Raw genomic sequence first — 26,187 nt, 5'->3', positions numbered from 1 at the left:
GATCGTTTATGGACGTGGCATGGACTCATCGGCAGGCGCATCGAGTAGCAAGGCGGCTTCGATGCGCCTGCGGGCCGCTTCGTCCTGGCCGACGATGCATCGGGCGTAGGTGTGCAGCAGGACGGCTACCGAGTGCCCCGCCCACTCCGCGATCTGGGTGGGCGCTACGCCGGCGTTCAGCCACGTCGACACCGCAGCGTGTCGAAGGTCGTATGGTCGGCGCGCAAGCGGTGAGGCTACTTCAGCGGGGGTCAATGCTCGCTGGCGTGCCTTCGCCCATACCTCCCGATGGCGGACTGAGGTGACCGGGCCGCCTTTCAAGCCGCGAAACAGCCGTCCGTCCGGCGCAGTGCCGAACTTGTCCAGGTGCGCCCAATACAGGTCGACCAGCGGTGGAGGAACCGGCATCTCCCGGGTCTCGCCGGGCGCGCGGTGCTTAAGCTCCCGGGCTCTCCGCTCCCCCTCGTCCGTCCATCCGGGCGCCATCTCCGGGTTGTTGCCGACCAAGACGATCTCTCCCCACCGACCGGACCCACGTGGTGGCAGCGTCAGGTTCTCGGGGTAACGCAGCTCCTGCATCTCCCCTGGTCTTTGCGCCCCGTAGTACATCCCGCCGTACCAGGCGACCAAATCCGGCGCCACCGGCCGCACCCCCATCTCCAGGAGTGCACGGGCCTGCATGTGGTTCACGACGACTCGTCTGTCCACCTGGTCCCGGGTCTTCGGTGCGGCCCGGTCCAACGCAGGCAGAGGGTTGGCCGGCAGGTCGCCACGGACGACGGCGAAGTTCAGGCAGGCTCCGAACGCGATCCGCTTGCGCAGCTCGGTGTTCGGCGCAGCGGGTCCGCCGGCAAGTTTGCGTCCCAGAAGGGTCAGGCAGGCACGCATGAGGTCGGGATCCATCAGCTCCGGAAGCGGCATGGTGTGTTCTTCCAGCCAGGCCACGGCCTGCGTCAGTTTGGCCGGCGGCGGGTTCTCCGCCCACGTGCCGTCGTCGGTCGACGACCGGCGGGATCCGCTCTGAAACAGCCAGCCGAACAGTGCCTCACGCACCAGGTTAGAGATCTCGTCCGGTGGTCTCTCGGAGAAAAGGGCTGGTGTGACCGTCGCCAGGGCGTCGGCGAGCGCCCGGCGGGTGCCTGGGGCCTGTCGCTCGTCCCATCGGGCATCGGCGTAGTCGCGGGCGTGCTCCAGCCAGGTTCGCGGACGTGTAGGCACCTCCGCGGCCAGTGCAGCGCGGACCTCACCGATCGGGACTCCCAGTTCGACGTCGAAGGCCTCGCCCTTCTTCGTCGCGGCAAATAGCTCGGCATGACGGGCCTTGGCGAGTGGCAGCGTGGCGAAGTTCTTCGAGTTGGGCTTTGGGCGTCCTGCAACCCTCCAGCGGACTTGGTAGGTGTCCGGCCGCGACTTGTTCCTGATCGTCTTGATGGCCCAGATGCGAACGTCGAAGGTGGTGGGCCGGCCGCCCTGGTGGGGGCGGCCGGCGTCGTGCGGGGTGGTCATACGGCGGGGTCCTGGGTGCGGCTGTCGAGCCAGGCGTTGAGGTCGGCGCGGTCGATGCGGAGTTGCCCGTTGGGCAGCTTGATGACCTTGGGGGCGGCGCCGCGGGCGCGCCAGTCGTCGAAGGTGCTGCGGGCGAGCGGGCCGCGCTCGTCGCCGAGCTCGGCGAGGACCTGGGCGAGCGGCAGGAGCTCGCGGGGGCCGGGTTGCGGTGGCGGTGCCATTGCCTTCCTGGCCCGTGTGGTCGGCGAGCTTCGACGGGTTGGGTGTCTTGGTGTGGTCCCGTCCGTGACTGGGGTCGACGGCGTGGCGCTCGGGGTCATGCTGGGGTTGCTCCGTCCTGCTTCGGGTGGGTTGGGGTGCGGTCCCGGCGGGTTGCTTGGTCGGCTGGTCGTCGGGGCCGCTTCGAGCGGTCGGTCGGGGGTGCGGGTTGGCGTCCTGGCGGTGGTGGGGCGCGGGAGGCGTTGACACGTTGACAGTCGGGCCGCATGGGAGCGTTCTTGCGGTTCATGGCGGGNTTTTNGGNGTCAACGGGGGNGTCGACAGGGCGTTGACAGGTGTTGACACCTCGCCCGTCTCGCCTTGGGCGTCAACGGCTGTCAACGGGGTGTCGGCGGGGGTGTTGACACTGGTTTCGGTGTCCTGACCTGCGGTGAAGGCGCTGTTGATGTTGGTTGTCAACGTGTCAACGGTGTCGGCGAGGTCTGCGGCGCGGGGGTGGAGTTCGTAGCGGCCGTCGGGGCGTTGGCGGGTCCAGCCGAGGGCGCTGAGGGTGTCGAGGACGGCGGCGACGTCGCCGGTTTTGGGGAGTTGGCGGATGAGGCGGCGGTGGAGGTCGCGGCGGGTGAAGTCGGTGATCTTCTTGTCGATGAGGAACCGCAGGGTCCGGCCGGCGGGTCCGCTGTTGGGGTCGGCGGTGACGGTGTGCAGGGCGGTGGCGTAGTGGGCGGCGAGGACGTCGGCGAGCCGGATCGCGCCGGCCATCTGCTCGGCTTGCAGGGGGCGGCGCCAGCCGTCGGTGGGGTGGTGGGCCATGTGCAGCAGGCCGGCGATGCGCAGGGTGGTGCCGGCGAGCTTGTTGGCCCAGTCGCGCATGTCGCGGTAGGTGCCGCCGGGGCGTAGCTGGGTCTCGATGCGTTCGGCGTGCGCGACCCGTAGGGCGGTGGCGTCGTCGGTGAGGGCGACGACGGCGGGGTCGGTCCATTCGGCCAGCGTCGCGGCGAGGTCGTGGATGCGGCGGGCGTAGACGTCGGCGACGGGTTCGGGGACGGGTGGGGCGTCGACGTCACGCCAGCCGGCGAGGGACGCGGGCAGGACGAACAGGAACCGGGCGACCAGGCCGCGGCCGGCGAGGTCATCGTTCTGACCGAACTTCCGCAGGACAGCGGGTTGGATCATGACGCCGACGGTGAGGGCGGGTGTGGCGATGAATTCCGAGGGCCGGCCTTTGCGGTCGACGCGCATGGGCCGTCCGGCGTGGCCTTTGAGGTAGGGGTCGAGGTTCGGGGCGGAGGAGAAGCGGCCGGCGAGGACGTCGAAGATGCCGCCTTCGTCGCTGATCAGGGCGATGCGTCCGCCGTGTTCGGCCATGAGGGTGGTGAGGGCTTCGGGGGTGGCGTCGTCGCCGAGGAGCCGGGGTGTGGTGGGCACGGTGATGGCTTCGGCTTCCAGGGCTGCGGCGACGGCGTCGTCGGTCAGACCCTTGCGCTTGTCCTTCGCCGCGCGGGCGGCGGCGTTCTTGGCCTGTTCGGCGGTGCGTTCGGCGATGTCGCGCAGCGCGGCGTTCTCCGCGGCCAGGGGGGTGACGCGGGTGATCAGGGTGTGTTCGGCGGCGAGCAGGGGGGCGACCAGGGCGCCGTGGACGGGACTTTTGCGTTCCCCGGGGTCGGCGACGGCGGCGAGGAACAGGTTCACTGGTTCCCGCCAGCCGGGGCGGGGTTCGACCTGTAGCCGGCCCCCGGCGCAGGTCGACAGGACGGCTAAGGCGACGGCGCCGGCCATGGCGGGGTCGGTCTGGGTGAACGTCGCGACTGCGCGGACCATGTCGGCCAGCCAGCCGGGGAACACCTCCAGCGGGAACGGCTGCGGTGGCGCGGCGCGGGCGAGCGGGACGGGAAGTTCCCACATCGGCCCGTCGCCGATCGGTGGGGTCAGGGTCGGGTCGTCGGGGCGGATCGGCCAGACGTTGCCGGATGGTGGTGGGCTCATGGCACCTCCTTCGATGTGCGGGGGCCTGCGGCGGGCCGCCGGGCGGGGGNTAGACGGGNGTGGGCATGCCTTCGGCTTCGAAACCGCCTTTGATCGCCCCGCGGATGTCGCGGGGGGTCTGGCCGTTGCGTTCACCGGTGGCGGTGAGGGCGGCGACGGCGTCGGGGGCGGTGAGGGCGTCGGCGGCGACCATGCGGGCCAGGCCGCGGGCGGCGCCGTAGAGGGTGACGCGGCGGCGGCCTTTGGGGGCGTGGTCGACGGCGGCGAGCGTCGCGGCGAGCAGCGCGTCAGGGTGGGAGATGGCCCCCCCGCCCTGGCGGCGGGCTGGTCTGGGCGTGGGAGTGACGGTCGACGCTGGGACCGCCGGCCCCGGACGGGTCCGGCAGGCCTGGAGAAGGCGGGGGGCCATCTCTCCCACCGGCCGGGCCGGGACGGTCCACCGGTAGCCGCGTGGGGCGCCTGCGGGGGTGGACGGTGGGGCGACGACCAGGCCGCCATCGGTTTTGATGTCGATGCCGTCGCGGCCAGGGAGTTTCGCGGGCAGGGGCCGGCCGGGATGGGTGTAGTAGAGGTGCCAGCCCCCGCCGGGGGTGGCCACGGCTGCGGTGGGGGTCATCAGCGTCCGGTCGAGGCGGCCGCCGTGGCGGGGGTCGATGTCGACCACCGCCAGCCCGGACACGGCGCCGGTGCGGATCGCGAGCAGACCGTCGGGGTGCGCGGTGAGCATGGCGGCGATCCGGTCGGGGTCGATGGTGGCGGCGTAGAAGCCGTGGCAGGTCAGGCAGGGGCAGGCGTGCGGGTCGTGGTCGGGGCCGGCGGCGGCGCACCGCGGGCAGTTCGCGACGGGTCGTTTGGTGCGGCCGAGGACGAACACATGCCAGCCGCGGGCGGCGTACCCACGGGCGGCATGCAGCCGGCCCGCGGCGCCGCTCATGCCGCCCTCCGATGCTCCGGCCGGGCCGCTTCGACGCGCGCGGCGGCGGCGCGGGCGGCGGCGGCGCGGGCGGCGGCGCGGGCGGCGGCGGCGCGGGCGGCGGCGAGGCAGCGTGGGCACAGCGGGTTCCCGCTGGGGCCGTAGAGATGGCAGAAGGCGGCGCAGGACCCGCACGGCCCGACCTGCGCCAGGGGAACCCCGAGGTGTAGGGCGACGGTGCGCAGCGCCGCGGTGGCCGCCGCCTGGGCGTCGGCGTAGGCGGTGGTGTGGCCGGGGCGCCAGTGGCCGTGCTCGTCGATCGCGTCGTGCAGGACCTGCCAGCGGGCGGCGTCGATGTCACGGGCCCATTCCCCGACGGTGAAACCACCGGGAGCAGGGGCACCGGATGCGGCGGGCATCGGACCTCCAATCGAGATGCGGGCGGGGCAGGCCGGCCGGGCCGGCCCGGCCGGCCCCCGTCTTCCGCCGTGGGCGGGGCAGGTCAGAACGGCGGTTCCGTGCTGTAGGCGGGGTCCGTCTCGTTCGTCGCCCCGGCGGCGGCGGGCCGCTGGCCGGTGGCGGTCGCCCAGGCGTCGTCCCCGGCCGTGGTGGTGCCGCGGGAGGCGCGGCGCACGCTGGCGGTGGCGAACAGCAGCGACGCGCCGACGTCGTCGACGTCCAGGCCGAACATGGAGCGGTGCTGGCCGGTTTCGGGGTCGTCCCAGTGGTGCTGACGTAGCCGGCCGGTGACCACGACCCGCATGCCTTTGGTCAGCGATTCGGCGACGTTCTCCGCGGCGGTCCGCCACGCGGTGCAGGTCAGGAACAGCGCCTCCCCGTCGACCCACTTCCCGGTGTCCTTGTCGTAGCGGCGGGGGGNGGNGGNGACGGNGAACCGGCACAGCGCCGCGCCGGCGGGGGTGAACTTCAGCTCAGGGTCGGCGGTCAAATTCCCGCTGATCGTGATCGGGGTTTCGTTCGCCATCGGAGATGTCCTTTCCGGGGGTTATGCGGCGGTGGTCTGGGGTTGCTGACAGTCGAGGCACTGGCCGTAGCGGGCCGGGATGACGTAGCCGACGTCGGCATGGCAGGTCGGGCAGCAGCGGCGGCGGGCGCGGGCCGCGGCGAGCTGGACCAGCCGGGCCGGGCTTGGCGGGTCGCGCAGAACGGTGTGGGCGAGGTGGTAGAGGGCGGCGGTGCGGTAGCCGGCGCCGCGGCGCCGCCCGGGGCGGCCGGCCCACGCGAGCTGGGCCACCGGGTCGCCGACAGGTCGTAGGCCCATCGCGGCGAGCTGCGCGCGGGTGGCGAGATGGTCGGGGGCCATCCGGAACGGGAAGGTCGGCAGGCCGTACCGGCGGCCGGCCGGGTCGTAGAACCTCACGGGCGTTCCTGCGCGGGGCTGCCGGGTGGGACGGTGAGATAGATGCGGATCCGGCCGCCGGCCCGGTCCGGGTAGGGGCGGCTCGCCGTTCCGGTGAGCAGAGCGGCGCGCAGGACGGCCAGGACGGCGGCGACGTCGGTGGGAGCGCCGTGCAGGCGGATCCCGACAGGGCCGGCAGCGTCGGGCGTGCCCGGGGCGGTGGTCATGCGGCTTCCCGCTCGCCAGGCGTGGCATGGGCGGTGGTGTAGGCGCCGCGGTCGAGCCTGCGGAGGATGTCGAGGGCCTGGTCGCGGACGAAGCCGAGGACGGCGGCCCGTTGGCGGCCGGGGTTGGTGTCGGTCCAGGGGATGGGCAGGCGGGCGAGGTCGGCGGCGGCCGCGCGGACCGCGGCGACCGGTTGCTCGAAGGCGAACGGGCTCAGCTCGAGGCCGGCGGTGGTGATGAGTCGCCAGGCCCAGTGGGGCCGGTGGGGGCAGGACGCCGGCCAGTCGACGTCGTCTTCGCAGGTCGTGAACCACTCGTGCTCATCGACGGTGAGGATGACCGGGCAGTAGCGGTGGCCTCGGGCCAGGTACAGCCCGGGCGTGAGGGCCAGGGCGGCGATGCGTGGGGGCTGGCCGGTCCCGTTCTTGACGGTGAGGATCCGGGCGGTGGTCATGTGGTGGCGGATGCCGACCGGGCCGGTGGCGGGTTCGGTGGTGGTCACGAGTGCTCCAGGGCGGTGAGGATGCGGGTGGCGGGTGGGTAGGNGGGCCGGGTTCGAGGTCTGGTGGGACATGAAGGCCCGGCCCGCCTGCTCGGCTTGCTGGTCGTGATCGGTAGGTCCGGCTGGTGGGTGCCGATCGGCCGGGGTGGGTCGGCTAGCTGCGGCGGGCGGCGCGCAGGGCGCGGCGGGCGTCTTCGAGGGACTCCCACGGGCGCGGCGCGTCGGGGTGGCCGGGCCAGGTGTGGGCGCGGGCGATCTCGATTGCCCGGTCGGGGTCGAGATTCGAGGCGTCGGTGAAGCCCTCGATGTCCTGCCAGTACCGCTCGACCGGGACGTCGTAGTCCTGGGCGGGGGCGACGGGCCGGTAGCTGCGGATCTCGCCGTCGCGGGTCAGGCCGGTGATCCGGGCCAGGGTGACCTCGACGGCACCCGGGGGACGCCCGCGGTAGCCGGGTGCCTTCCTGACCAGTGCGACAAGGTTGCCGCGGCGGGCGACCCGGCCCTCCGGTTGAAGCGGCATGCTCCGGATCGAAAATTTCGTCATGGTCCGGTCACCGCGAGTCGGCGGATAGCGGCGGTGGTTTTCGGTTCGTTGCCGTCGTGGATGGCGCTGAGAAGGCTGCCGACGGGGAGTTTGTAGTCGTAGAGCACGACCGTGGCCGTGTCCCGGTCGGGGAGCTTTCCGGGCAGAACGCCGAGGCCGTGAATGCTGATCCAGTCGAGAGTCGACGTCGTCCTGCTGTCGGGGAATGCTCGCCGGACCGCTTCGGCGGTCACGGCGAGGTACCCGCGTCCCTCCCGGGCGACGTCCCACCGCATGTTGACCATCGGATCGGGAGACCGCCTGTTCGGGATTCCGGCGAAGTAGCCGGGCCGGATGCCGGTGAAGGACTGAAGTTCGCGGGCAGCTTCGGCGAGATCGGCGGCGCCCGGCTTTCCGGCGCGGACTTTGCGGGCCAGGTTGACGACGTCGGCGATGAGGTCTTCGTGTGCCATGGGAGTCCCTTTCCAACGGGGTCGCGGTGTGCGGGTTAGAGGGCGTGGACGAAGGTGGCCAGGCCGTGGGCGGCGTGCAGGGCGTGGCCGGTGAGGGTGCCGGCGGCGGTGGCGGCGGGCTGGGGGGAGTGCGCGGCGTAGGCGAGGAAGGCCAGGGCGGCGAGGGCGACCAGGAACGGCCAGCGGTTCCGGCGGGCGGGCGGGGTGAACCTCACGTGGGATCGGGTCCTTTCTGAGGGGGGTGGTGCGGCGGGGNGATCGGCACCCCGCCGCACCACGGGGTCAACAGGGGGTTAGCGGCGGACGACGGGTTTGCGCAGGTCGCGGTGGGTGACGCGGACCTTCGCGAAGGTGTGGAGGCCGTCGGCGATGGCGTCGGCGACGGTGGGGGCGCGGTGGCGTCCCCCGGCGCAGCCGATCGCGACGCGCAGGGGCTCGGACTGGCGGCGACGAGCACGGGTGCGCAGGTCGGCGACGGTCGCGTCGACGAGTTCGCGGATACCGGGGGTGCTCATGACCGCCTGGCGGACCTGGGGGTCTCTCGCGGTCAGGTCACGCAGCTCGGGTGAGATGTGCGGGTCCCGGTAGGGGCGCAGGTCGACAACGACGTCGGCCGGCGGCGCGGTGTTGTGCAGGTAGCCGAAGGAAGTGATGCGGATCTTGCGGGGCATGGCGGTCTCCTGAACCGGGGTCACGGTCGGGCGAGAAAAGAAGGGGGGCGGTGGCTGGTGCGCTCAGTCCCTGATCTCGAGGTCGGGGTTCTGTCCGTTGAGGGCGATAGTGCCGACCGTGGCCTTGAGCACGATCTTTCCGAGGTCGCGGCGGGTCAGTCTGCTGGACGTGATCGGCTTTCCGGGCTTGTCGCCCCAGGAGGTGCGCTGGTCGTCCTTGTTCCGGCCCATGAATGCGTTCCTTTCCTCGGTTCCCGGCCTGTTTTCGGCATGGGGGTAGCGCGGGCTCGGTACGAAAAGGATTTGGGGTGTAGTCAGGGAATGCGTGTGGTGAAGGTCAGGTGGATACGGCGGTGCCCGGCGATGTTAGGAGTGGCGGCCCTTCTTCGGGCTGTTCTGATTGGCGGGCTGCCCTTCCCTGCGGGCGACGGGAGCCGCGGGGGTGGTCTTCTTCTCCTTCGGTGGGTTCTCCAACCTGAACAGGCCCACGGTGTTCTCCTTCGACGTGATCGTTCGGGGTGGGGGTCGGTGTTGCCTGCCGGCGGGCTCGGGTGTGGTCAGCCGAGGCCGTAGAGGGCGGCGGCGTCGCGGATGATCTGTTCGTGGTCGAAGGCCAGGCGGCCCTCGGCGAGCACGGTGGCCAGCGGACGCCAGCGGGCCGCGGCCGCGTCGTCGCCAGCGGTCGCCTTCGGGGTTCGGCCGACCAGGGCGGTGAAGGCGTGGCTGACCAGCGGGCCGCGGGGGTCGCGGCCGGGGGCGTCGTAGCCGCCGGGCAGGGCCCACCGGCCCCGGAACGGGTTGTGGCCGCGTTGGATGAGCAGGACCTGCGTGCCGGCGTCGGTCTGGGAGAACAGGACCATGTCGGCGGTCAGGATCGGTGTGGTGTGAGGCATCGGAAGGTCCTTCCGGTTCGCAGGGGTGTGGGGGCGGGTCGGTCAGGAGCGGACCGCGGGTCCGGGCCCGGCTCTGCGACGGCGGGCAGCGGGGGGCGCGTCAGCGGGGGCGCGTGGGGTGCGGGGCAGGAGGCGGATCTCGACGGGGGTGACGTTGTTGCGGTGGTCGCCGCGGTCGCGGTGTTCCTGCTCGTGCTCCTCGGCCCACTGCTCGGCCTCGGCCTGGCTGCGGACCCGGCGGGTGCCCATCACCCCGTGGTCCTGGTCGGTGCAGTAGATCGAGTACATCGGCTTCGGCATGGCGGATGTCCCTTCGGTGCCGGTCGGGTGGGGTGGGTCAGGCGATCAGCGAGCTTGGTAGTAGCCGCTGGCCGGGTCGGTGGTGTGGCTGAGGTGGACCTTGTGGGTGCCGCGCGTGCCGCCGTAGCCGTCCCAGCAGACCTTCTTGGCCGGGTCGGCGTCGGTGTAGGGGTGGCCGCAGGCGCCGCAGTGCGTGCCGTTGGATGGCTTGGTCCGGTTGGTGTCGCCGACGATCCGGTCGACGAGCCGCCTGCCAAGTCCCATCAGGGTCTCCTTGCCGTGGGTAGTCGGACGTGGGGGTGGGGGATGGTGGCCGCGGCCGGTGAGATCACGGGAACCGGGTTAGATCTCTAACCGGACGGTCCTGGATGATCGATATGGGTGCTGGTCTGCGGGGTGTTAGCGGGGTGAGGCCTGGTGAGGCGGTGAGTTCGGGGGTGTCGGCGGGGGCTGCGGGGCAGGGTTCGGACGGGGGTGGGGGGTCACTCACTCGTCGAGGTCGGCGGTGGACCTCCGGTTGATTTCCTCACGGACAGTGAGCGGGTCGAGGGGCCACCGGTTCCCGGTCGACGGCACCTTGATCCCTTCGGTGGCGAGGAGCTTGACCAGGGCGGCGCCCGTGAGGGCCTTGTACGCCGGCCAGGTGGGGGCGAGGTTCTGCAGCAGCGCGGCGGCCTTCGCGACGGGGAGGACCTCGGTGCCGAGGACCTGGTCGAGGTCGTCGAGCAGATCGCGGTTGCCGGTCTGGTCGGCGGGTCGGGGGGTGGTGGAGCCGGGGACGGGCAGGCCCTTGCGGTCCAGCTCGTCCAGGGCGCGGCGGATGAGGGCGGGGACCTGGTCGACGTGGATGAAGTAGGTCTGGGCCATGACGGAGCGTTCACCGGTGAAGCCCTTGACCACGGCGGTGCCCTTGTCGGTACCGGGGATGAGTTCGGTGGCTCGGTGGCCGGCCTTGTAGGCGCCTTGGCCCAACAGGGCGTCGTTGGCGACGTGGTCTCCAACGGCGTAGGCGATGCCGTTGGAGCAGTTGCGGGTGACATCGCGGGGCATCGAGTCCTTCGTCGGTGCCTGCGTGGACACGATCAGGTGGATGCCGCGTTTGCGGCCGAGCTTGACGATGTCGACGAGAAGCTGGGAGATTTCCGCGCCGTACTCGGGGTGCTGGATCGCGAGGTGGGCCTCTTCCAGCAGGCAGAACAGCGGGTGCAGCCCCACCCCCTGGCTGGCGATCTTCCGGGTGACCGCGGGAATCTTGTGGTCGACGAGAAGCTGACCGCGGGCCTGGACCTCGGCGTAGAGCTCACGGAGGTCTTCGAGGATCTGGCGGATCTTGTCGTCTTCGGCGCCCATCACGTAGCGGCTGGCGCGGGGCTTGAAGTACTCGAAGTCGAAGTTCGTGTCGGGTACCCAGATCCGCAGCTCGGCGGTGAGGTCCAGCGCTGCCCCGGCCAGCATCGTGCGGGCGGAGGAGCTTTTGCCCTGGCCTGGCAGACCGCCGGTGATGGTGTTGCGTTCCATGACCGGGGCGGTCAGGCCGTCCCCGCGTAGGGTCCGGCCGAACGGCACGCCCTTGAACACGTCGACGAACCCGTCGGACAGCAGCGGGTAGGGGCCGGCGCCTTCCTTCAACGCGCCGGGGTCGGCGATCCACACGTCGAGCAGGCCGGCGTCGTCGCCGGTGCGCAGCCACACCTCCCCGACGCGGCGGCGCAGGCTGGAGGCGATCGACTCGCGGCGGGTCTGCGCGGTGATGTAGCTGGCGGCCAGGCCGCCGGGCATCCGGATCAGCGCGTAGGTGCCGCGGCCGTCCTTGCGGGCGGGCACCACGTACTGCAACGGGGCGATCTTAAGATAGTCGGTGATCTGCTTGATCCGTAGCGCGGCGAGAGCCTGGGTGAGGCTGCGTTCGTCGACGACGATGTCGACGTCGGTCTCCCCGGACGTCGCGACCCATCCCGGGGCGTCGTCCCGGCCGGCCCGCCAGGCCGCCAGCAACCACGCGGGCACCAGACCGGCAGCGGCCAAGGGGATCAGGACGGTGGCCCAGGCAACCAGGGTGCCCAGCAGCCAGCCGAGGAACGTCCAGTAGGCATCCCAGCCGATCCCCAGCGGGGTCACGACCCCCACGATGATGCCGACGGCGACCAGGCCGGTGGCCACGACCAGCACCCCGGCGGCGGCGGTGATCGCGGTGGCCTTCAGTACCTCAGGCAGGCTCGCGAGCCGGGCCCGGCGGGCGTTCTTCGCCGCCTGCAACCGGTCCAACCACTCCGCCAGCTCCACCGCGTCGCCCCGGGCGCGTGCCGCGCGAATCTGCTCCCGGATCGCCGCATGCGTCGCCGCGTCGGTGGCCCGGCGCGCCCACACCGCATGCCCATAGCCGACCTGCACCACCACCCGGCCCACGGGCCGGGCCACGGCCCGCACCCGGTCAGCGCGGACCAGCGGACCCGGCCGGCGCGGCTCCAACGCCCGGCCCACCACACCGGCGTCGACCGGTGCGGCGGCGTCGACGGTCTCGCCTTCGACCACGCGGGTCTCGTCGAAGTCGTCCAGGTCGCGGAGAGGCACCCAGGGGCCGGCCAGCACCGTGCCGTCAGGGTCGGCCTGGTCAAACGTGGGCTGTTCGCTCATCGGAGGTCTCCTTGCCAGGCCGGGGCGGGAACGTCGGCGGGCAGCAGGACGGTGGAGGCGCCGAGGGGGCTGATCCCGGCGGCCGTGCCGACCGCGACATCGATCCGTTCGGCGATGTCCACGACCAGCGCGACGGCCAGGCCCACCGCGCGCAATGCCAGGACGATCAGAGCGAGGGCGATGACGGGGCCGAGAGCCCACCAGGGCAGGCGGCGTAGGTCGGCACGGACGCCGGTGGCCATCAGTGGTGTCCGAGGCGGCGCCGGCCGGACGGGGTGGCGCGCGTCGGGGCGGGCCGCGGGTCGGTGAGGGACTGCGCGCCGCGGGCGATCAGCCACTCCTCGATAAGGCCGTCGTAGTCCCTCTCGTGAAGGGTGACCCGCTTGCCGGGGTGCATGCCTTTCAGGAGCTTGATCGCGGTCTTGGTGTGCGAGTGGCAGACGCGGGTGAACTGGTTGCCTGCCTCGACGACGGTCGGGCCTGTTTCGGTGCAGTCGATCTGGTCGCAGATCCCGATGGCCATGGCGGTCTTCTTCCTGTTGTCGGGTGTGGTCGGGTGGTTCAGGAACCGAACAGTTCGCTGTTGATCTGGTCGCGTAGTTCGCGGGCGAGCTTCGGGGCGATCTGCAGGGCGGTGCGGAGCTGGTCGGCGGTCAGGGGCCGGCCCTGCCGCTTCGCGATGCGCCGGGCGGCCTTCGCGGCGTCGGTCGGGCTGGTCTTCTGTCGGGCCTTCGGGTCGATCGGCCGCCGCGGTGCCCAGCCGGCCGGCGGGGGTGCGGGCGGGTCGGCGACAGCGATCCCACCCGATTCGGATGCGGATTCGTGCTGGTCGGGCTCGGTAATCGGGTCGGCCCACAGGTCGGGTTCGGCCGGTCCGCCGGTGGGGTCGAGGTCGACCAGGGCGGCGTCCCAGCCGTCGGTGACGGGAAGGCCGGGCACGACAGTCGGGACCAGGCGGCGGCGGCGGGGCTGGTAGGTGCCGGGGGTGTAGAGCAGGGTCGCGGTGCCGTCCGCGGCCAGGGCGACGACGGCGCGGCGGGTCGCGATCCGCCGGGCGGTGTGTTCCCGGCGGGCCGCGGCCCGTGCCAGCCGGGCCGCGGCCCGTTCGGCGCGGGTGAGGCGGGCGGTAGCGGTGACGAGCTGGTGGGCGGCGACCCCGGCGACGGACACGACGGCCATGACCAGGCCGGTGACGATTCCGCTCTTGCTGAGGCCGTGGGCGAAGTTCAACCCGAAGCCGACCGCAGCGAACACGCCGATGCCAGCGGTCAGCCAGCCGGTCGGCCGGTCAGGGGTCTGCCGGCGGGAGGTGGTGACGGCCCCGGCGAACGCCCACATGCCCAGTTCGCTCAGGACGGGCAGGAGAAGGCCGGTGGCCCCGAAGATGTGCAGGCCGAACGCGGCCATGGCCGGGATCGCCATCGCGGCCGCTACGACGGCCAGCGGGTAGATGAACAGGTCGACCGCGTGCGCCGCCCGCCACGCCCGCCCGGCGGCGCGGCGCCGGTCCCGGTCGGCGCGGCGCTGCTGGCGGGCCCGGTCGGCCAGGTCGGCGGCGGCGGCCCGGTCCTGGCGGGCCCGGGCGGCCGCGGCGTCGTCGTCGAGGCGGGCCTGCGCCCGGGCATCGGCCCGCTCGGCGCGGCGCTGCTCCGCCCAGGTGCTCATGCTCCGACCGCCTGACCGACGATCCCGGTGAGCGCGAACACGGCCAGGGCCACGCCCAGGGCGTGCAGGCCGCGGCTGTTCCAGGCCCATTTCGCTTCCACAGCGGTGGCCAGGTGCTCGGTCTGCCGGTCGGCGGCGTCGATGTCGCTGTCGGTGCGGTCCAGGACCGCGGTCAGCTCACCGGCGCGGGCGGCGCGGGTGACGTCCCAGCAGTGCCACGCTGCCACCGGCACCCCACTGCCGCGGGGGATCGAGGGGCGCAGGCTCCTGCCCAGGGCGGCGATGCCGGTGGCGGCCGCGGCCATGCCCAGCCACCACAGCACCGCGGCCGCGGTGGGCAGCCGGTCGGGGGGCCAGGTCGTCGCGAGGAACCCGACGGCCGCGACAGCACCGGCGAGGGTGATCCCGATCTGGCTGTCGCTGCGGGCCGCTTCGGCGCGCATGGAGGCGACCAGGTCGATGCGGGTGCGCATCCGGGTCCCGACACCGGCCGCGGTCACCCACCCGGACCGGGGGGCGCTCACCGGGACTCCCAGGACAGGTGGACCGGGGTGGCGTAGGGAGTCGGTCCCGTCGGCGAGAGGGTCGTGGCGGCCAAGGCGGCCAGGGACAGGGCGATCGACGTCAACGCGGCGATTTGGGCCCGCTCGGCGAACTGCTCGGTGAGCTTCGGCTCGCCCAGCCAGTCGACCCAGGCGCGGGCCTGGTTGGCCAGGTGGGTGGCTTCGGTACGGAAGTCGGCAGGGTCGGTCATGATGGTGTCTCCTCTGTGGAGGAAGCCGGGGTGCGGCGCCGTCTTGGTGGGTGTTGCCGCACCCCGGGCAGGGTCAGGACGGGCAGCCGTCGGCGCAGAACGCGCCCTTGCGGGTCAGCCGCAACGGCCCGGCGGTGCTCTCGCACCGGTCGCAGGCCTGCGGGTTGATGCCGGTGGTGTCGGGTGGGGCGAGGCCGTCGGGCAGGGCGGAAACGGTCTGCCGGCCGCGGCGGGTCTGCACCACCCCGATCGGGGTCAGCCGGGTCGAGGTGCCGGTGAGCCGGTCGGCCAGGCGTTGCCCGGCCCCGACGACCCGATCGCCGATCGCACCGGACGGGTTGCAGGCCTGGCACAGGTTCTTGCCTTTCCTCCCGGTGCCCTTGCACCGGGGGCAGATCTTCGGCTTGCTCATGGCGGGTTCCTCCGCGTGAAACACGGGACCCGGGGCGGGAACGACCGCCCGGATCCCTGGAACGGGAAGATCAGGCGGCGGCCGGGAAGCCGGCGGGGTTCTGCGCCGCGGGCCGGCGGGCGGCCGGGACGGCGGGGGCGTCGAGGAGATGACCGATGAGCCGGTCCAGGTCGGCGAGGCCGGCGGCGATCACCGGCCATTCGGCGTCGATCGCGCGCAACTCCCGGGCGGTCGGCCCGCGTAGCCCGGCGAGGTAGTCGGCGGTCATGCCGCCGCTCCCGTCGGCTCGGCGGCCGGGACCAGGACGCGGGCCGCGGCGATCGTTTCCCGGTCTTCCAGGTCTTCCAGCGGGGCCCACAGGTCGATCTCGACCCCGTCGATCACGACACGGGCGGTGATGCTCGCGCGGTCGTCGTACTCGTGGAACTCGGTGAAGGTCGCGTTCGCCGCGGCCACGGCGGCGCGCAGGTCCGCCAGGCGGACGGCATCCGTGTCCGGCCCGGTGGTCTCGCCCCGACCGCCGCGGGCGCACACCATCGCGTTCGCGGCCGGCGGCTGGTCGGGATAGGGCGCGTGGAAGGTGAGGTAGAAGACGGCGGCGTCACCGACCCGGTCGAGCAGGACCAGGGCCGCGCGCAACGCGGCGGCGTGCCGTTCGCTGACCATCTCGGCGGTGGGGGCGGTCATGGCGCTCACCGACCCGACTCGTCCGCGGAACCCGCGGACGGCTTCGGCTCGGGCGTTGCGCGGACGATCGGCGCGGGCCGGCGGCCCTGCGGGCAGCGGTGGCCCTGCTCGGAGGTGTAGGAGCCGTGGCACCGGTTGCACGTCTGCCAGCGAACCCGAGCGAAGCGCGACATCAGCGGCCACCGCCCGACGTACGCCGGCCGTCGAGGATCACAGTCCACCGCTTCGGCTCCGGGTCGTTCGGCAACACCGGCCACGGCCAGTCGCCATCCGAACCCGCCAGCGGGCGGGAGAAGGCATGCTTGAACAAGGTCTACCTCCAGTGGGGGGCGGATCTAGGACCCCTGGGGCGGGCTTGCCGGCGAGCCCCGGGGGTCTGCTTGCTGGTGCGAGACCCATGCAACAGCGCCAACGAGCGCTAGTCAAGCGCTAACGATCGCCAATCTTGGGATCGCGGTGACAGAGATGAGCGTTCTGCTGGTGGAGCGTGGTCGTAGGCTTGTAGATCTCTGGTGATCCCGAAGGGCGGCGACGTGGAAGACTGGTCAGCGGTCGCGAAGGCAGTCAAAGAGCGGATGGACTCGACCGGGATCTCACAGAAGGAGCTCTCCGACCGGACGGGGCTGTCGACCGCCACCCTCAGGGAGCTGACCAAGCTGGACAGCGACAGGAAGCGCAGCAGCGCAACCCTGGCCAAGGTCTCGGATGCTCTCGGTTGGCCAACCGGGTACCTGCTCGGGATCGCTCGGCACACTGCGTCGACCGAGGTCGAGCCGGCGAACGCCGAAGAGAACGCATTGCTCACGGAGCTGCGGGCGATCCGCGACGTCCTCGAGCGCATCGAGACGCGCCTTAGTAAGTGAGCTCATCTGCTGGTGCATGTCATCAGCAAACCCGCAGTGACCGTGGCCGAGAAGTGTGCACGGTGGGGTGCATGTGTGCAACTGGGGGTGCATGGGGGTGCACCCCGGGTGCTTTACTGAGTGCCGAGGTGATAGTCGATGGGGTCGATCAAGCAGCCGAACCACCGTCTAGCTGCGGTGATGGCTTCGGCCGGAGTGAGCAACAAGAGCCTTGCCGCACGCGTAGCGGCCCTCGCTCGCCGCGACGGCCAGGCGATCTCTCCTGATCACGTCTCGGTTCGGCGATGGCTGGACGGCGTGGTTCCGCAGGGCAGGACACCCCACTACATTGCGCTGGCCCTGAGCGACAAGTTGGGGTACCCGATCACCGTTAGCGACATTGGGCTTGATCGAGGTGATTCTGCAAAGCTAGACGACCTGCCTCGAGACGGTGCTCGGTATCCGACTGAGTGGGCAACATCGGTCGACCTGTTGACGAAACTTTCAGGGGCCGATCTCAATGATGACCCTGCCGCCATTCAGGCGCCCTGGCGGACCGATGCGACTCCGGGTTTGATTACCGGATTTCTGTTCGGCGAAATTCCGACCGAACCGATATCGGATGATGGTGGGATGCCATCAACAACATCCGGCGGTCCCGCCGACGCAATTCGGGCGACGGCGGCAAGTTTGATGGATCTGGATTTTCGATTTGGCGGCGGTCACGTCAGACGCCTCCTACTCTTCTACTTCCGTTCAGAAGTACTACCTCTACTCCGCAAACATCACTCTGAACCGACGAGGCGTGAGCTCTTTCGAGCTGCCGCCGAAGTTATAGAACTATTAGGGTGGAGCGCCTACGACGCCGGTCGATTTGGAGCCGCTCAACGCTATTACGCCCAAGCGCTCCGACTCGCACGAGAGGCTGCGGACGACCTTCTAGGCGGCTGGATGCTCGCCAGCCTGAGCCACCAGGCGAACTATCTTGGTCGATACAATGACGCTGTTCAGCTCGCCCGCGCCTCATACTCGACCGTGGGCAAGTCCAACGTCACGGCCGGATGCCTTTCGCTGGCTATGGAAGCACGCGCACTCGCAAGCCTAGGCGAAGCTCAAGGATGCACTCGAGCCATTCACAAGGCAGAACAGCTTTTTGAGCGTCAAACTCCGAACGACGATCCGCCCTGGATCGCGTTCTTCAATTCCGAAGAGCTTGCCGGCGAGGCGGCACATTGCTACAGAGACCTGGGCCGCGCCCGGGAGACCCGAATCTTCGGGGCAATGGCACTTGATCCAGCGAACACCCCACCGCGGACTCGCGCGTTCATTGGCATGGTGAACGCGGCAGGCGCCCTCAGCGGAGGCAGTCTAGACGAAGCCGTAGCCCTGGCGTCCGAGGCTGTCGACTACGCCATCTCACTCCAGTCGAAGCGCTACCTCCGTTACCTGGTCGACTTCCAGCGCCAACTCCGCGCCGACTACCCCCAAGATCCTCTAACAGTCTCCTTTGTCGAGAAAGTTCAGAACCACTACCCGAACCTCAAACCCACCGGAATGAGATCGGGCTAGAATGCCTTCCAGCCGCCAGCAATCCCAGTCCTCAGAGTATGCATCCTGCGCTCATACTCGACCGCGATGTCCCGGGACTCTCGTATATTCTGCATCAGCCATGTGGTCATCTTGATCTCATGTGCGCGGCGAAGCACCTCGAACCCGCTCCATTCGGTCACATCGAAGCCGTAGGCGTCGACGAAGCTCGCATATTCGGCGTCGCTCCACCACCCTGCCGTCCTGTACTCGGTCGCGGTCATTGAGAGATCCCATTCGGGCTGTCCCCATGCGACCCTCTCAAGGTCGATGAGGATCGGACCGCGGCCATTTATCATTATGTTGCCCACATGAGCGTCGCCGTGGGTCGGCCCCGGGGGCAGCGGAAAGACGAGGTCCGAAAGCTCTGCTCGAATCCTCCGGCACCTATCAAGGAGAAATTCTCTATCGGCCGCCAGTGTCGGCGCGTTCGCAATTCTGCCTTCGACGCGTCCAAGAATGTTCTCGTGTGGCAATCGAAAAGTAGCCGGCGCATCGAGGTGATGTAGGCGGCGAAGCAGGAATCCGAGATGTGCGACATCACCTTCCGATTCCGTTCCATCGCGCCCATCGATCAGGTACCAGAAAGTCACGGGGTGACCTGCCACCTCTACAGGCTGCGGAAGGTCGTATAGCCTGACGGCCGGATAATTCGTTTCGGCGAACCACTGAGCGACTCGCACCTCCTTAACCGCATCGTCCCAATAACCCTTTCTTGCGATACGTACGACCACGGGGACGACGGAGAGGCGGTACAAGGCATTCTCACCCAACCGGATGAGGGTCGCATCCTCGTCGCTCAGTCCGACCCGCCGGCAAACGGCCCTTAAGGTAAGGCGACTGGATTCCACACCAAGGTCAGACCGTGATCCAGCGGTTTCGATGCCTATCGGCTCGTTTGCCGCCGGCCCTGGAGTCGCGTTCGTCATGACCACCATCCTCGCCGTCCAGTGGTCCTACCGCCGGCCTTCACCCTCGGAGCGACAGCGCAGAGGCCCGAGGGGGCCCGGCTGGAGCTGGCTCGGCGACCACCTCAGCCGACCACGACCGACTGACCTGGCGGGGCGACCAGGTCTCCGACGGACGCCAGAAGATCGCTCTGTCGCTGCGCCGGCAACCATCTTGATCAAGCCTTATGGCCGTGGCGTGGATTCTATGCCGGCCATCCGATCGCGACGGCACGTCAGTGCAGGTAGACGGCATGATCGGTCGACATAGACCAAGATCACGCAGATCTACGAGGGCACCAACCAGGTCCAGCGCGTCGTCATGTCCCGCGCGCTGCTCAAGGGCTAGATCAGCCGCCGTCTCCCCTGGCGGGCACGATCATTGGATGCAGGAAGCTGCGGCCGTGGTGGTCGGCACGGCCGTCGGGCTTGCCGTCGCGGTCGTGCCTCCCAGCTCGGCGGCCTTGGCGGTCGGGGCGGAGTCCGGCGTCGTGATCTGGGGGGTGATGGCAGCGCCCGGCAGAGACGGCCCGGCGACGATGAGGCTGGAGCCCGCCAGGCTGACCCGGCCGGAGGCGCGTGCGGCTCCGGCCGACGCCGGTGCCTCCGGGGAGACGGTCGCGGTCGGGGCGGTCCCGGCTGTGCCGGCGGCCGGGACGGTGACCGAGGGGCTCGGCCCGGGCTGCGGGGTGACGCCTGGCGAGGCCACGGGGTCGGTGCCCGATGACGCTGCGGGATCCGCGGTGGCCGACGCGCTGTCGCCGTCGCCCATCGTGCGGGCGAAGAAGGCGCGCACGGCGTCGGGATCGTAGAGGAAGTAGAACGCCGGGTGGGCGACCTGCCCGGTGACCGGGATCGTCGCGAAGGTCACCGTGCCGCTGTTCATGCCGTGCAGCCGGCTGGCGAGCCGGCGCAGGTCGGCGGGGTCGGTGGCGTCGTCGAGGACGGTGGACCGGGTGACGGCCCCGAGGAACGCGGCGAGCTTGGCGGGGCGCAGCAGCACGTCGCCGGAGGACACCTTGCGGAACACCGCCGCCAGGAACGCCTGCTGGCGGTGGATGCGGGACAGGTCGCCGTCGATGAAGCCGTGGCGCTGGCGGACGAAGGCGAGGGCCTGCGCGCCGACGAGGTGGTTGTTGCCCGGCTGCCCGACGAACCCGGAGCTGGGATCGTCGAGGTTGGTCGCGTGGACCCGCCGGCCGTTGTCGAGGGTGACCGTCTCGATGTACGGGGACGCCGTCAGGCAGACGTCGACCCCGCCGATGGCGGTCGTCATCTGCTGGAATCCGCCGAAGTCGATCTCGGCGTAGTGGTCGATGCGCACCCCGGTGAGCTGCTCCAAGGTCGCGACCAGCAGGGCCGGGCCGCCGCTGTTGAAGGCGCTGTTCACACGGTCCCGGCGCGCGCGGTGGGTGCCGCCGTCGCCGTCGGTGTAGGCGGGGATCGGCAGGNAGAGGNCCCNCGGGNNGGNGACGATCTGGGNCGTGCCGTCCGATGACAGGTGCGCGNTCATCATCGTGTCCGAGCGGGCCCCGCCGACCTTCGCGGCGTCCGTGCCGGTCCGCACGTCGGAGCCGACGAGCAGCCAGTTCTCCGTTCCCGCCGGCACCGCCGGGGGCCGGGAGACGTCGACGTGCGGCAGGGCGATGCTCGCCCGCGCGATCTTGCGGTCGTAGACGGTGAGGACCACCCAGCCCGACACCGTCGCGGCGAGGACGGTGACGCTCAGCACGGCCGCGAGGACGAGCGTGATCCGGGAGCCCACGCCGCGGCGGCGGCCAGGACCCCGCGCGGCCGGCTCGGCCCCGGACCCGCCGCCCGGATCCCCCGAACCACCCACCGGATCGCCGGGTCCGCCGGCGACCGGCCCGCCCGGAACCGCGGACAACGGCGACGCGACGGGTCGGGTGGACGCGGCCGAGGGTCCGCGGTAGATCGGCGCCGTGGCGTCGTCGGTGCCGACCGCCGCACCGGTGGCTGGCGGTCTCGGCTCGGCGGCCACCGGAGGACCGTCCGCCCCCGCTGCGGCGGGCCCGGCCTTCCCGCGAGCAGCGGGCGGATGGGACCGGCCTTCCGCGGGCGGAACGTCAGGGGAAGCTGAGGCGGGCACCGGTCGCTTCACGTCGCCGCCCCTCCCCGCGATGATGCCGGCGAAATGACCGGATAGACCTACCACAATAAGCGGTATTTCCCGGTCATCGGCAACCTGGACCGCGCTATGTGACGACGGCCGCCCTTACCTGGGCAAATCCAGCACCGGCCGCATCATGCCGGCCACCCAGGCGGATCCNCCCGGCCCGCCGGTACGGGCAGCCGCGTTCATCTCCGTCCTCCCACTCCCTCTGTGTCCGTTTTGTCCCTACAGGCGGCGCGGCTTTCCTCCAGGGAAAAGGGAGGGGCCGGGCATGCGCGCCCGTAACGCACGGCCGCGGGCACGGGTCCGGCCCGCGGCTCTGGTACGACAGAAGGGTCAAAGCGGCGCGGTGCAGGGAGGCTTCTTGTCCAGATCGGTCCTCGTCCTCGTCCCGACCGACGGCGGTGTCACGGCGCTGTCGGCGGTCCCCGGGATCGAGCCGCTGCGGTACGACCCGGACGCGCCCCTGCCGGCGGCGGCCCGCGAGGCCGAGGTGCTGGTCGTGGCGGCGAGCACGGTGCAGCGCCAGCTCGACGCGATGCGGGAACTGCCGAAGCTGCGTCTGGTGCAGACCATCAGCGCCGGCACCGACCAGTGGCACGGCCGGCTGCCGGCGGGGGTGGCCCTGTCGAACGCCCGGGGCGCGCATGGCGGTTCCACCGCTGAATGGGCGGTGGGCGCGCTGCTCGCCCTCTACCGCGAGATCCCGCGCTTCCTCTCCGACGCCACAGCCGGCCGCTGGGAGCCACACCAGACCGGGACCCTCGCCGGCCGGCGGGTGCTCGTCCTCGGCGCCGGCGATCTCGGCACCGCGCTGCGCCGGCGGCTCGAACCGTTCGAGACCGAGGTCACCATGGTGGCCCGGCGACCGCGGCCCGACGTGCACACCCTCGACGAGGTGCCCGGCCTGCTGCCCGACCACGACGCCGTGGTGGTGATGCTGCCGCTCGCCGACGAGCTGCGCGGCCTGGTCGACGCCGCCTTCCTCGCCCGCATGCCCGACGGCGCGATCCTGGTCAACGCCGCCCGGGGGGCCCATGTCGTGACGTCGGCGCTGCTGGCGGAGCTGGAGTCCGGGCGGCTGCGGGCGGCGCTGGACGTCACCGATCCGGAGCCGCTGCCGCCCGACCATCCGCTGTGGCGGGCCCCGGGCCTGCTGCTCACCCCGCACGTGGGCGGACTGACCACCGGCGTGTCGCAGCGGATCTGGAGCGTGATCGCCCGTCAGCTCGACCAGTACGTCCGCGACGGCCGACCGGAGAACCTCGTCGGCTGACCAGAGAACCTCGTCGGCTGACCAGAGAATCTCGCCGACCGATCGGAGAATCTCGCCGACCGGCCGGAGGACCTCGTCGACCGGCCACGGGTGGGCGCGGGATCCGGTCAGGCGCGGTCGAGCTCCGCGAGGGTGCGACGCAGGCCCTCGGCCAGCGGAGTCGGTTCCCAGCCGAGCTCGGTCTGGGCCCGGGTGGCGTCCGGGATCGCGTTCCAACGCAGGTAGTGGAGCTGGCCGCGGGCGAGCGGCGGCGGGCGGCGGGTCAGCCGGGCCACCGCCTCGCCGCCCGCGGCGAGCGCCGAGGCCGCCGCGGCCGGGATGGTGACGGCCGGCGGGCGACCGCGTCCCCCGGCGACGACGACCGCCGCGGTCAGCTCCCGCAGGCCGACGTGCATGTCGGAGAGGATGTACCGCGCGCCGGGGCGGCCCGCGCGGGCAGCCGCGAGATGACCGCGAGCCAGTCCCTCGGTGAAGACCAGCCCGAACCCGCCGGGCGGGACGGCGGGCAGCAGCCCGCGCAGCGCCGGGCGGAACATCCGGCTTTCCATCGAGGTCGGCCCGTAGGGCGGGAAGCCGTAGACGGTCGCCGGGTTGACGATGACCACCTGCATGCCACCGGCGGCGGCGAGCACCGCCCGTTCCGCGCGCTGTTTGGAACGCTCGTACGGAGTTCCCTTCGGGGCGGCGGCGAGTGCGGTCTCGTCGAAGCGGCCGCCCGGTGGGGCGTCGAACACGTCGATGGTGCTGGTGTGCACCAGCCGGCGCACGCCGGCCTGCGCCGCCGCCCGTGCGACGTTGTCCGAACCGGCCACGTTGACCCGGTCGAACTCGTCGGCGTCGGGTAGCCACTGCTCGGGAACGCCCATCGCGTTGAACACGATCTCGATCCCGGCCACGGCGGCCGGCAGCGTCGCCGGGTCGGTGACGTCCCCCACGACGACGTCGACCGGCCGGGGCAGGCCGGACGCCCGGGCCGGGTCGCGGACCAGGGCCCGCACCTGGTGGCCGGCCTCGAGTGCGGCCCGCACGACCGCCCCGCCGACCTTGCCGGTCGCGCCGGTGACCAGGACCCTCACCGGCGCGAGCCTACGTCGGGTCGTCTCCCGGGCCGGGCCACGACCCGCCGCCCCGGCCGCCCCAGCCGCCTCCCGAGCCGTCGGCCGGGTCCCGCCGGCCCCGGCCGACCAGCCGGGAGCGGCCGGCGGCGGTGCGCCTGGCCTCGACCATCCCGCGTGCCACGTACCAGCCGGCGCGGTACCAGCCGGCGCGGTACCAGGAGGTGGGGGACCAGCCGGTGCGCACCACGGCGGTGGCGTCGGGCCCCGGTCGGCCCTGTGCGGCGCGCGGTCGGGGCAGGCCGAGCAGCAGGTCCGCGCCCGCCGGCGGGGTGGTCGTGTGGGTGCTGGTAATCGCCGAATAGTCGCCGAAGAACTTCACCTCGAGGCGTTCCCGGCGGATCTTGCCCGACCCGTCCGGGATGAGGCGCAGGAAGTACAGCACGCTGGTCCCGCCCGCGGCGGCCCGGTCGTGCGGGTTGTAACCGCCGCCATCCCAGTGGAACTCCGCGCGGGTCCGCAGCACCCAGCGCAGCCCCTCGATGATGATCGGGTTCGGCTGGGGCAGCCGCATCGCGAAGTGACGTTCCAGCTCGAAGGCGCGCTCCTGTTCGACGAGGCCGGGCGGCAGCTCGGGGGTGCGCCGCACCATGAAGATCTCGACCGTGCGGCCGGCGCCGGCGTCGGAGCGCAGCGACGCATGGGTGAGGCGCACGTCGAGCAGGTCCGGCCGCACGCCGTAACGCTCGCCCAGCCGGGCCCGCACGATGACGCTCGGGACCAGCGCGCTGGGCTCAAGCCCGAGCGAGGCCAGCGCGGCCAGGGCAGCGTCGAAGTCGTCGACGGCGATCAGCAGAGCCGCGTGGTCGAGCACGCAGTACGCGGCGACGAGCGCGACCAGCTCGGCGGAGCCGTCGATTCCATCGAACAGGCCGGCGAGCAGCCCCTCGGTGTTCAGTGACCGCAACGGCACGCAGACGGCCTCGATGCGGCGGACGTCGACCTCGTCGATGGCCGTGGGGGCGCCTCGTCCGGTGACGGCGCCCCCCCGTGAGCCCCGTAGTGGCCCCCGCTGTGGCCCGGTTCCCGTCGGCGTGTCCGTCATTACGTGCCGCCTCTCGCCACGCGGCGCGGGCCCGATCGGGCGCGCCGGTCCGGTCCCGGACCGGTCCCGGACCGGGACCGGTGGGGCGGCCGCGGTCCTGGTCGTCAGGGCCGGGCCCCCGCACCGAGCCGGCTGGCTTGCTGCAGGCATCCGGGTGGGCGCCGAAACTTTTCCGGGAGCCTAGCGGCAGCGTGTGACGGCTTCGTTATCAGCTCCCTACCGAAGGCGGGAAGCGGGTAAAATCGCGCATGAGACCCGGGCGGCGTCAGGCCGGTGCGCGGCCGAGGCGGGCGACGCCCGTCGTCCGGTGGTCCCCGGCCCCGGCGGAATGCCGGCGGCGTCTGCCGCGCTTCTTTTCAGGTGACGGAAGCGACCGGTGGTGTAAGGAGGACCTCGATCGTGCTTGATCCGCAGGAGCTTTACAGTCTCACCGAGGACGCGTCCGACGACCCCATCGACGCACATCGCCCGATCATGCTGGAGGCGCTGACCGGCGTCGTCGACGCCGGCAACGCGGTCAGCCTCGCCGGCGAGCACCTGTTGACCGCGCTCGACCATCGCATCGTCGCGACGTTCGACGTCGATCAACTGCTGGACTACCGGTCCCGCCGGCCGACCATGATCTTCTCCGAGGACCACTGGGAGAGCTACACGGACCCGGTGCTCGCGCTCTACCAGCTTCGCGACGAGTCGGACACGCCGTTCCTCCTGCTCACCGGCCCCGAGCCGGACCTGCAGTGGAAGCGCTTCACGGCGGCCGTCCGCGGGCTGGTGGCCCGGCTCGGCGTCCGCCTCACCGTCGGGCTCAACGCCGTGCCGATGGCGGTTCCGCACACCCGCCCCGCGACGATCACGGCACACGGGAGCAGCAAGGAGCTGGTCGTCGGCTACGAGCCGTGGCTGCGCCGGCTCCAGGTCCCTGGCAGCGCCGGGCACCTGCTGGAGTACGAGCTGGGCCGCGACGGCCGGGACGCGATGGGCTTCGCCGTCCACGTCCCGCATTACCTGGCCCAGACGACCTACCCCGCAGCCACCGAGGTGCTGCTGACGTCCGTATCGAAGGCGACCGGCCTCATGCTTCCGCTGGACGGGCTGCGCTCCGCGGCGGTCGCCGTCCAGGACGAGGTCAACAGCCAGATCGCCCAGGGCGGGGAGGCCGCGGCGCTCGTCCACGCGTTGGAGGAGCAGTACGACGCCTACCAGCGGGGGCGGCGCGGCCCCAGCCTGCCCACGATCGACGCCGAGCAGAAGTTGCCGACCGCCGATGAGCTCGGGGAGGCGCTCGAACGCTTCCTCGCCGAACAGTCCGAGCCGGGCGGTCCGAACCCGCTGTCCTGAATCCGACACTCTGAACCGGCCGTTCGGAACCGGCCGCTCGGAACCAGCAGACCCGGCGTCGACCGGTTGTACCTCTTGTCGCACATCGTGCAGGAACTCTGCAAATCCCTGAGCGCGCACGACCTTCCGGTTTCTGCTGTTTCCTGGCGACATCCGCGAAATACCACTATTCCGTTTCGC

General features: G+C 71.5%; 33 protein-coding genes and 3 pseudogenes. 4 read left to right on the top strand and 32 right to left on the bottom strand.

Annotated elements, in window-relative coordinates; all coding sequences use genetic code 11:
* Positions 1-6: 6 nt before the first annotated feature.
* The 27 genes and pseudogenes from FF36_RS36700 to FF36_RS00765 form a co-directional block, all read right to left on the bottom strand.
* Positions 7-1,506 (bottom strand): tyrosine-type recombinase/integrase, encoded by a 1,500-nt coding sequence (locus FF36_RS36700; protein WP_044882984.1) that lies wholly within the window; start codon positions 1,504-1,506, stop codon positions 7-9.
* Positions 1,503-1,727: a helix-turn-helix transcriptional regulator gene (locus tag FF36_RS00875; RefSeq protein ID WP_044882983.1), complete on the bottom strand. Its 225-nt coding sequence runs from the start codon at positions 1,725-1,727 to the stop codon at positions 1,503-1,505. The genes FF36_RS36700 and FF36_RS00875 overlap by 4 nt, the downstream gene beginning before the upstream one ends.
* A 314-nt stretch (positions 1,728-2,041) precedes the next feature.
* Positions 2,042-3,546 (bottom strand): YfjI family protein (locus tag FF36_RS00870; RefSeq protein WP_277912816.1); only part of this gene is annotated, 1,505 nt, incomplete at its 3' end.
* A 224-nt stretch (positions 3,547-3,770) separates the two neighbouring features.
* Positions 3,771-4,645 (bottom strand): bifunctional DNA primase/polymerase (locus FF36_RS32190; RefSeq protein ID WP_131669448.1); only part of this gene is annotated, 875 nt, incomplete at its 3' end.
* The gene (locus FF36_RS35280; protein WP_044882982.1) at positions 4,642-5,043 is read right to left on the bottom strand and encodes a hypothetical protein; all 402 of its coding nucleotides are present in this window, start codon (positions 5,041-5,043) and stop codon (positions 4,642-4,644) included. The genes FF36_RS32190 and FF36_RS35280, both read right to left, overlap by 4 nt.
* An 83-nt stretch (positions 5,044-5,126) precedes the next feature.
* Positions 5,127-5,503 (bottom strand): annotated as a pseudogene (locus FF36_RS00860) (single-stranded DNA-binding protein); the annotation flags it as partial.
* A gap of 13 nt (positions 5,504-5,516) precedes the next feature.
* Positions 5,517-5,609 (bottom strand): annotated as a pseudogene (locus tag FF36_RS36695) (single-stranded DNA-binding protein); the annotation flags it as partial.
* Between the two features lie 21 nt (positions 5,610-5,630).
* Positions 5,631-6,005: an RRQRL motif-containing zinc-binding protein gene (locus FF36_RS00855; RefSeq protein ID WP_044882980.1), complete on the bottom strand. Its 375-nt coding sequence runs from the start codon at positions 6,003-6,005 to the stop codon at positions 5,631-5,633.
* A complete protein-coding gene (locus FF36_RS00850) occupies positions 6,002-6,211 on the bottom strand; it encodes a hypothetical protein (RefSeq protein ID WP_044882979.1) in 210 nt (69 codons plus the stop codon). Before FF36_RS00850 ends, FF36_RS00855 begins: the two co-directional genes overlap by 4 nt.
* 654 nt (positions 6,212-6,865) lie before the next feature.
* Entirely contained in the window at positions 6,866-7,231 is a 366-nt protein-coding gene (locus FF36_RS00840; RefSeq protein ID WP_052680872.1) for a hypothetical protein, read from the bottom strand.
* Positions 7,232-7,251: 20 nt separating this feature from the next.
* Positions 7,252-7,707: a hypothetical protein gene (locus FF36_RS00835; RefSeq protein WP_044882976.1), complete on the bottom strand. Its 456-nt coding sequence runs from the start codon at positions 7,705-7,707 to the stop codon at positions 7,252-7,254.
* 35 nt (positions 7,708-7,742) lie between these two features.
* Complete coding sequence (locus tag FF36_RS00830; protein ID WP_044882975.1) at positions 7,743-7,922, bottom strand: hypothetical protein; 180 nt, start codon at positions 7,920-7,922, stop codon at positions 7,743-7,745.
* Positions 7,923-8,000: 78 nt separating this feature from the next.
* Positions 8,001-8,378 (bottom strand): RapZ C-terminal domain-containing protein, encoded by a 378-nt coding sequence (locus FF36_RS00825; protein WP_044882974.1) that lies wholly within the window; start codon positions 8,376-8,378, stop codon positions 8,001-8,003.
* A 63-nt stretch (positions 8,379-8,441) separates the two neighbouring features.
* Positions 8,442-8,609 (bottom strand): hypothetical protein, encoded by a 168-nt coding sequence (locus FF36_RS35275; RefSeq protein WP_157866937.1) that lies wholly within the window; start codon positions 8,607-8,609, stop codon positions 8,442-8,444.
* Between the two features lie 135 nt (positions 8,610-8,744).
* A complete protein-coding gene (locus FF36_RS39840) occupies positions 8,745-8,867 on the bottom strand; it encodes a hypothetical protein (protein WP_277912813.1) in 123 nt (40 codons plus the stop codon).
* Between the two features lie 68 nt (positions 8,868-8,935).
* Positions 8,936-9,271, bottom strand: a complete 336-nt coding sequence (locus FF36_RS00820; protein ID WP_044882973.1) for an NUDIX hydrolase — start codon at positions 9,269-9,271, stop codon at positions 8,936-8,938.
* Between the two features lie 42 nt (positions 9,272-9,313).
* Positions 9,314-9,571 (bottom strand): hypothetical protein, encoded by a 258-nt coding sequence (locus FF36_RS00815; RefSeq protein ID WP_044882972.1) that lies wholly within the window; start codon positions 9,569-9,571, stop codon positions 9,314-9,316.
* Between the two features lie 45 nt (positions 9,572-9,616).
* On the bottom strand, positions 9,617-9,835 hold the full coding sequence (locus FF36_RS00810) for a hypothetical protein (protein WP_044882971.1): 219 nt from the start codon (positions 9,833-9,835) through the stop codon (positions 9,617-9,619).
* Positions 9,836-10,057: 222 nt separating this feature from the next.
* The gene (locus FF36_RS00805; protein WP_044882970.1) at positions 10,058-12,205 is read right to left on the bottom strand and encodes a cell division protein FtsK; all 2,148 of its coding nucleotides are present in this window, start codon (positions 12,203-12,205) and stop codon (positions 10,058-10,060) included.
* Complete coding sequence (locus FF36_RS00800) at positions 12,202-12,447, bottom strand: hypothetical protein (RefSeq protein ID WP_044882969.1); 246 nt, start codon at positions 12,445-12,447, stop codon at positions 12,202-12,204. Before FF36_RS00800 ends, FF36_RS00805 begins: the two co-directional genes overlap by 4 nt.
* Positions 12,447-12,728 carry a hypothetical protein gene (locus FF36_RS00795; RefSeq protein ID WP_044882968.1) on the bottom strand — a complete coding sequence of 94 codons (282 nt, stop codon included), beginning with the start codon at positions 12,726-12,728 and terminating at the stop codon, positions 12,447-12,449. The genes FF36_RS00800 and FF36_RS00795 overlap by 1 nt, the downstream gene beginning before the upstream one ends.
* Before the next feature lie 38 nt (positions 12,729-12,766).
* Positions 12,767-13,870: a hypothetical protein gene (locus FF36_RS00790; RefSeq protein ID WP_044882967.1), complete on the bottom strand. Its 1,104-nt coding sequence runs from the start codon at positions 13,868-13,870 to the stop codon at positions 12,767-12,769.
* Positions 13,867-14,394 (bottom strand): Pycsar system effector family protein, encoded by a 528-nt coding sequence (locus tag FF36_RS00785; RefSeq protein WP_128423235.1) that lies wholly within the window; start codon positions 14,392-14,394, stop codon positions 13,867-13,869. The genes FF36_RS00790 and FF36_RS00785 overlap by 4 nt, the downstream gene beginning before the upstream one ends.
* Positions 14,391-14,624, bottom strand: coding sequence for a hypothetical protein (locus FF36_RS00780; RefSeq protein WP_044882965.1), 234 nt, complete (start codon positions 14,622-14,624; stop codon positions 14,391-14,393). The genes FF36_RS00785 and FF36_RS00780 overlap by 4 nt, the downstream gene beginning before the upstream one ends.
* Before the next feature lie 73 nt (positions 14,625-14,697).
* Positions 14,698-15,036: a hypothetical protein gene (locus FF36_RS00775; RefSeq protein WP_044882964.1), complete on the bottom strand. Its 339-nt coding sequence runs from the start codon at positions 15,034-15,036 to the stop codon at positions 14,698-14,700.
* A gap of 70 nt (positions 15,037-15,106) precedes the next feature.
* Positions 15,107-15,304, bottom strand: coding sequence for a DUF6284 family protein (locus FF36_RS35270; protein ID WP_044882963.1), 198 nt, complete (start codon positions 15,302-15,304; stop codon positions 15,107-15,109).
* Complete coding sequence (locus FF36_RS00765) at positions 15,301-15,732, bottom strand: hypothetical protein (protein ID WP_128423233.1); 432 nt, start codon at positions 15,730-15,732, stop codon at positions 15,301-15,303. The genes FF36_RS35270 and FF36_RS00765 overlap by 4 nt, the downstream gene beginning before the upstream one ends.
* 503 nt (positions 15,733-16,235) lie before the next feature.
* Here FF36_RS00765 and FF36_RS00760 point away from each other — a divergent pair.
* Together FF36_RS00760 and FF36_RS00755 are read left to right on the top strand one after the other, a co-directional pair.
* Positions 16,236-16,586 (top strand): helix-turn-helix domain-containing protein, encoded by a 351-nt coding sequence (locus FF36_RS00760; protein ID WP_052680871.1) that lies wholly within the window; start codon positions 16,236-16,238, stop codon positions 16,584-16,586.
* Between the two features lie 138 nt (positions 16,587-16,724).
* Complete coding sequence (locus tag FF36_RS00755; RefSeq protein WP_044882961.1) at positions 16,725-18,134, top strand: NsdA family TPR-like regulatory protein; 1,410 nt, start codon at positions 16,725-16,727, stop codon at positions 18,132-18,134.
* On the opposite strand, the gene FF36_RS00750 is transcribed toward FF36_RS00755, so the two are convergent.
* From FF36_RS00750 to FF36_RS40550, 3 genes and pseudogenes are all read right to left on the bottom strand, one after another.
* Positions 18,131-19,081, bottom strand: coding sequence for a phosphotransferase enzyme family protein (locus FF36_RS00750; RefSeq protein WP_082121577.1), 951 nt, complete (start codon positions 19,079-19,081; stop codon positions 18,131-18,133). The two genes, FF36_RS00755 and FF36_RS00750, sit on opposite strands and share 4 nt — an antisense overlap.
* A 397-nt stretch (positions 19,082-19,478) precedes the next feature.
* Positions 19,479-20,550 (bottom strand): annotated as a pseudogene (locus FF36_RS36690) (LCP family protein); the annotation flags it as partial.
* A 58-nt stretch (positions 20,551-20,608) separates the two neighbouring features.
* On the bottom strand, positions 20,609-20,666 hold a 58-nt coding region (locus FF36_RS40550; RefSeq protein WP_422615059.1), incomplete at its 3' end, for a hypothetical protein.
* Positions 20,667-21,597: 931 nt separating this feature from the next.
* Here FF36_RS40550 and FF36_RS00740 point away from each other — a divergent pair.
* Positions 21,598-22,509 (top strand): 2-hydroxyacid dehydrogenase, encoded by a 912-nt coding sequence (locus FF36_RS00740; RefSeq protein ID WP_044883052.1) that lies wholly within the window; start codon positions 21,598-21,600, stop codon positions 22,507-22,509.
* 107 nt (positions 22,510-22,616) lie between these two features.
* Here the strand turns inward: FF36_RS00740 and FF36_RS00735 are convergent, their stop codons facing one another.
* Entirely contained in the window at positions 22,617-23,585 is a 969-nt protein-coding gene (locus tag FF36_RS00735) for an NAD-dependent epimerase/dehydratase family protein (RefSeq protein ID WP_044882959.1), read from the bottom strand.
* 10 nt (positions 23,586-23,595) lie between these two features.
* Positions 23,596-24,669: a hypothetical protein gene (locus FF36_RS00730; protein ID WP_044882958.1), complete on the bottom strand. Its 1,074-nt coding sequence runs from the start codon at positions 24,667-24,669 to the stop codon at positions 23,596-23,598.
* 399 nt (positions 24,670-25,068) lie between these two features.
* Between FF36_RS00730 and FF36_RS00725 the strand changes: the two genes are divergently transcribed.
* A complete protein-coding gene (locus FF36_RS00725; RefSeq protein ID WP_011603149.1) occupies positions 25,069-26,007 on the top strand; it encodes a PAC2 family protein in 939 nt (312 codons plus the stop codon).
* Positions 26,008-26,187 lie beyond the last annotated feature (180 nt).

The organism is Frankia torreyi, from assembly GCF_000948395.1.
Taxonomy (GTDB): Bacteria; Actinomycetota; Actinomycetes; order Frankiales; family Frankiaceae; genus Frankia; species Frankia torreyi.
This window is presented reverse-complemented; position numbering and strand designations above follow the sequence as displayed.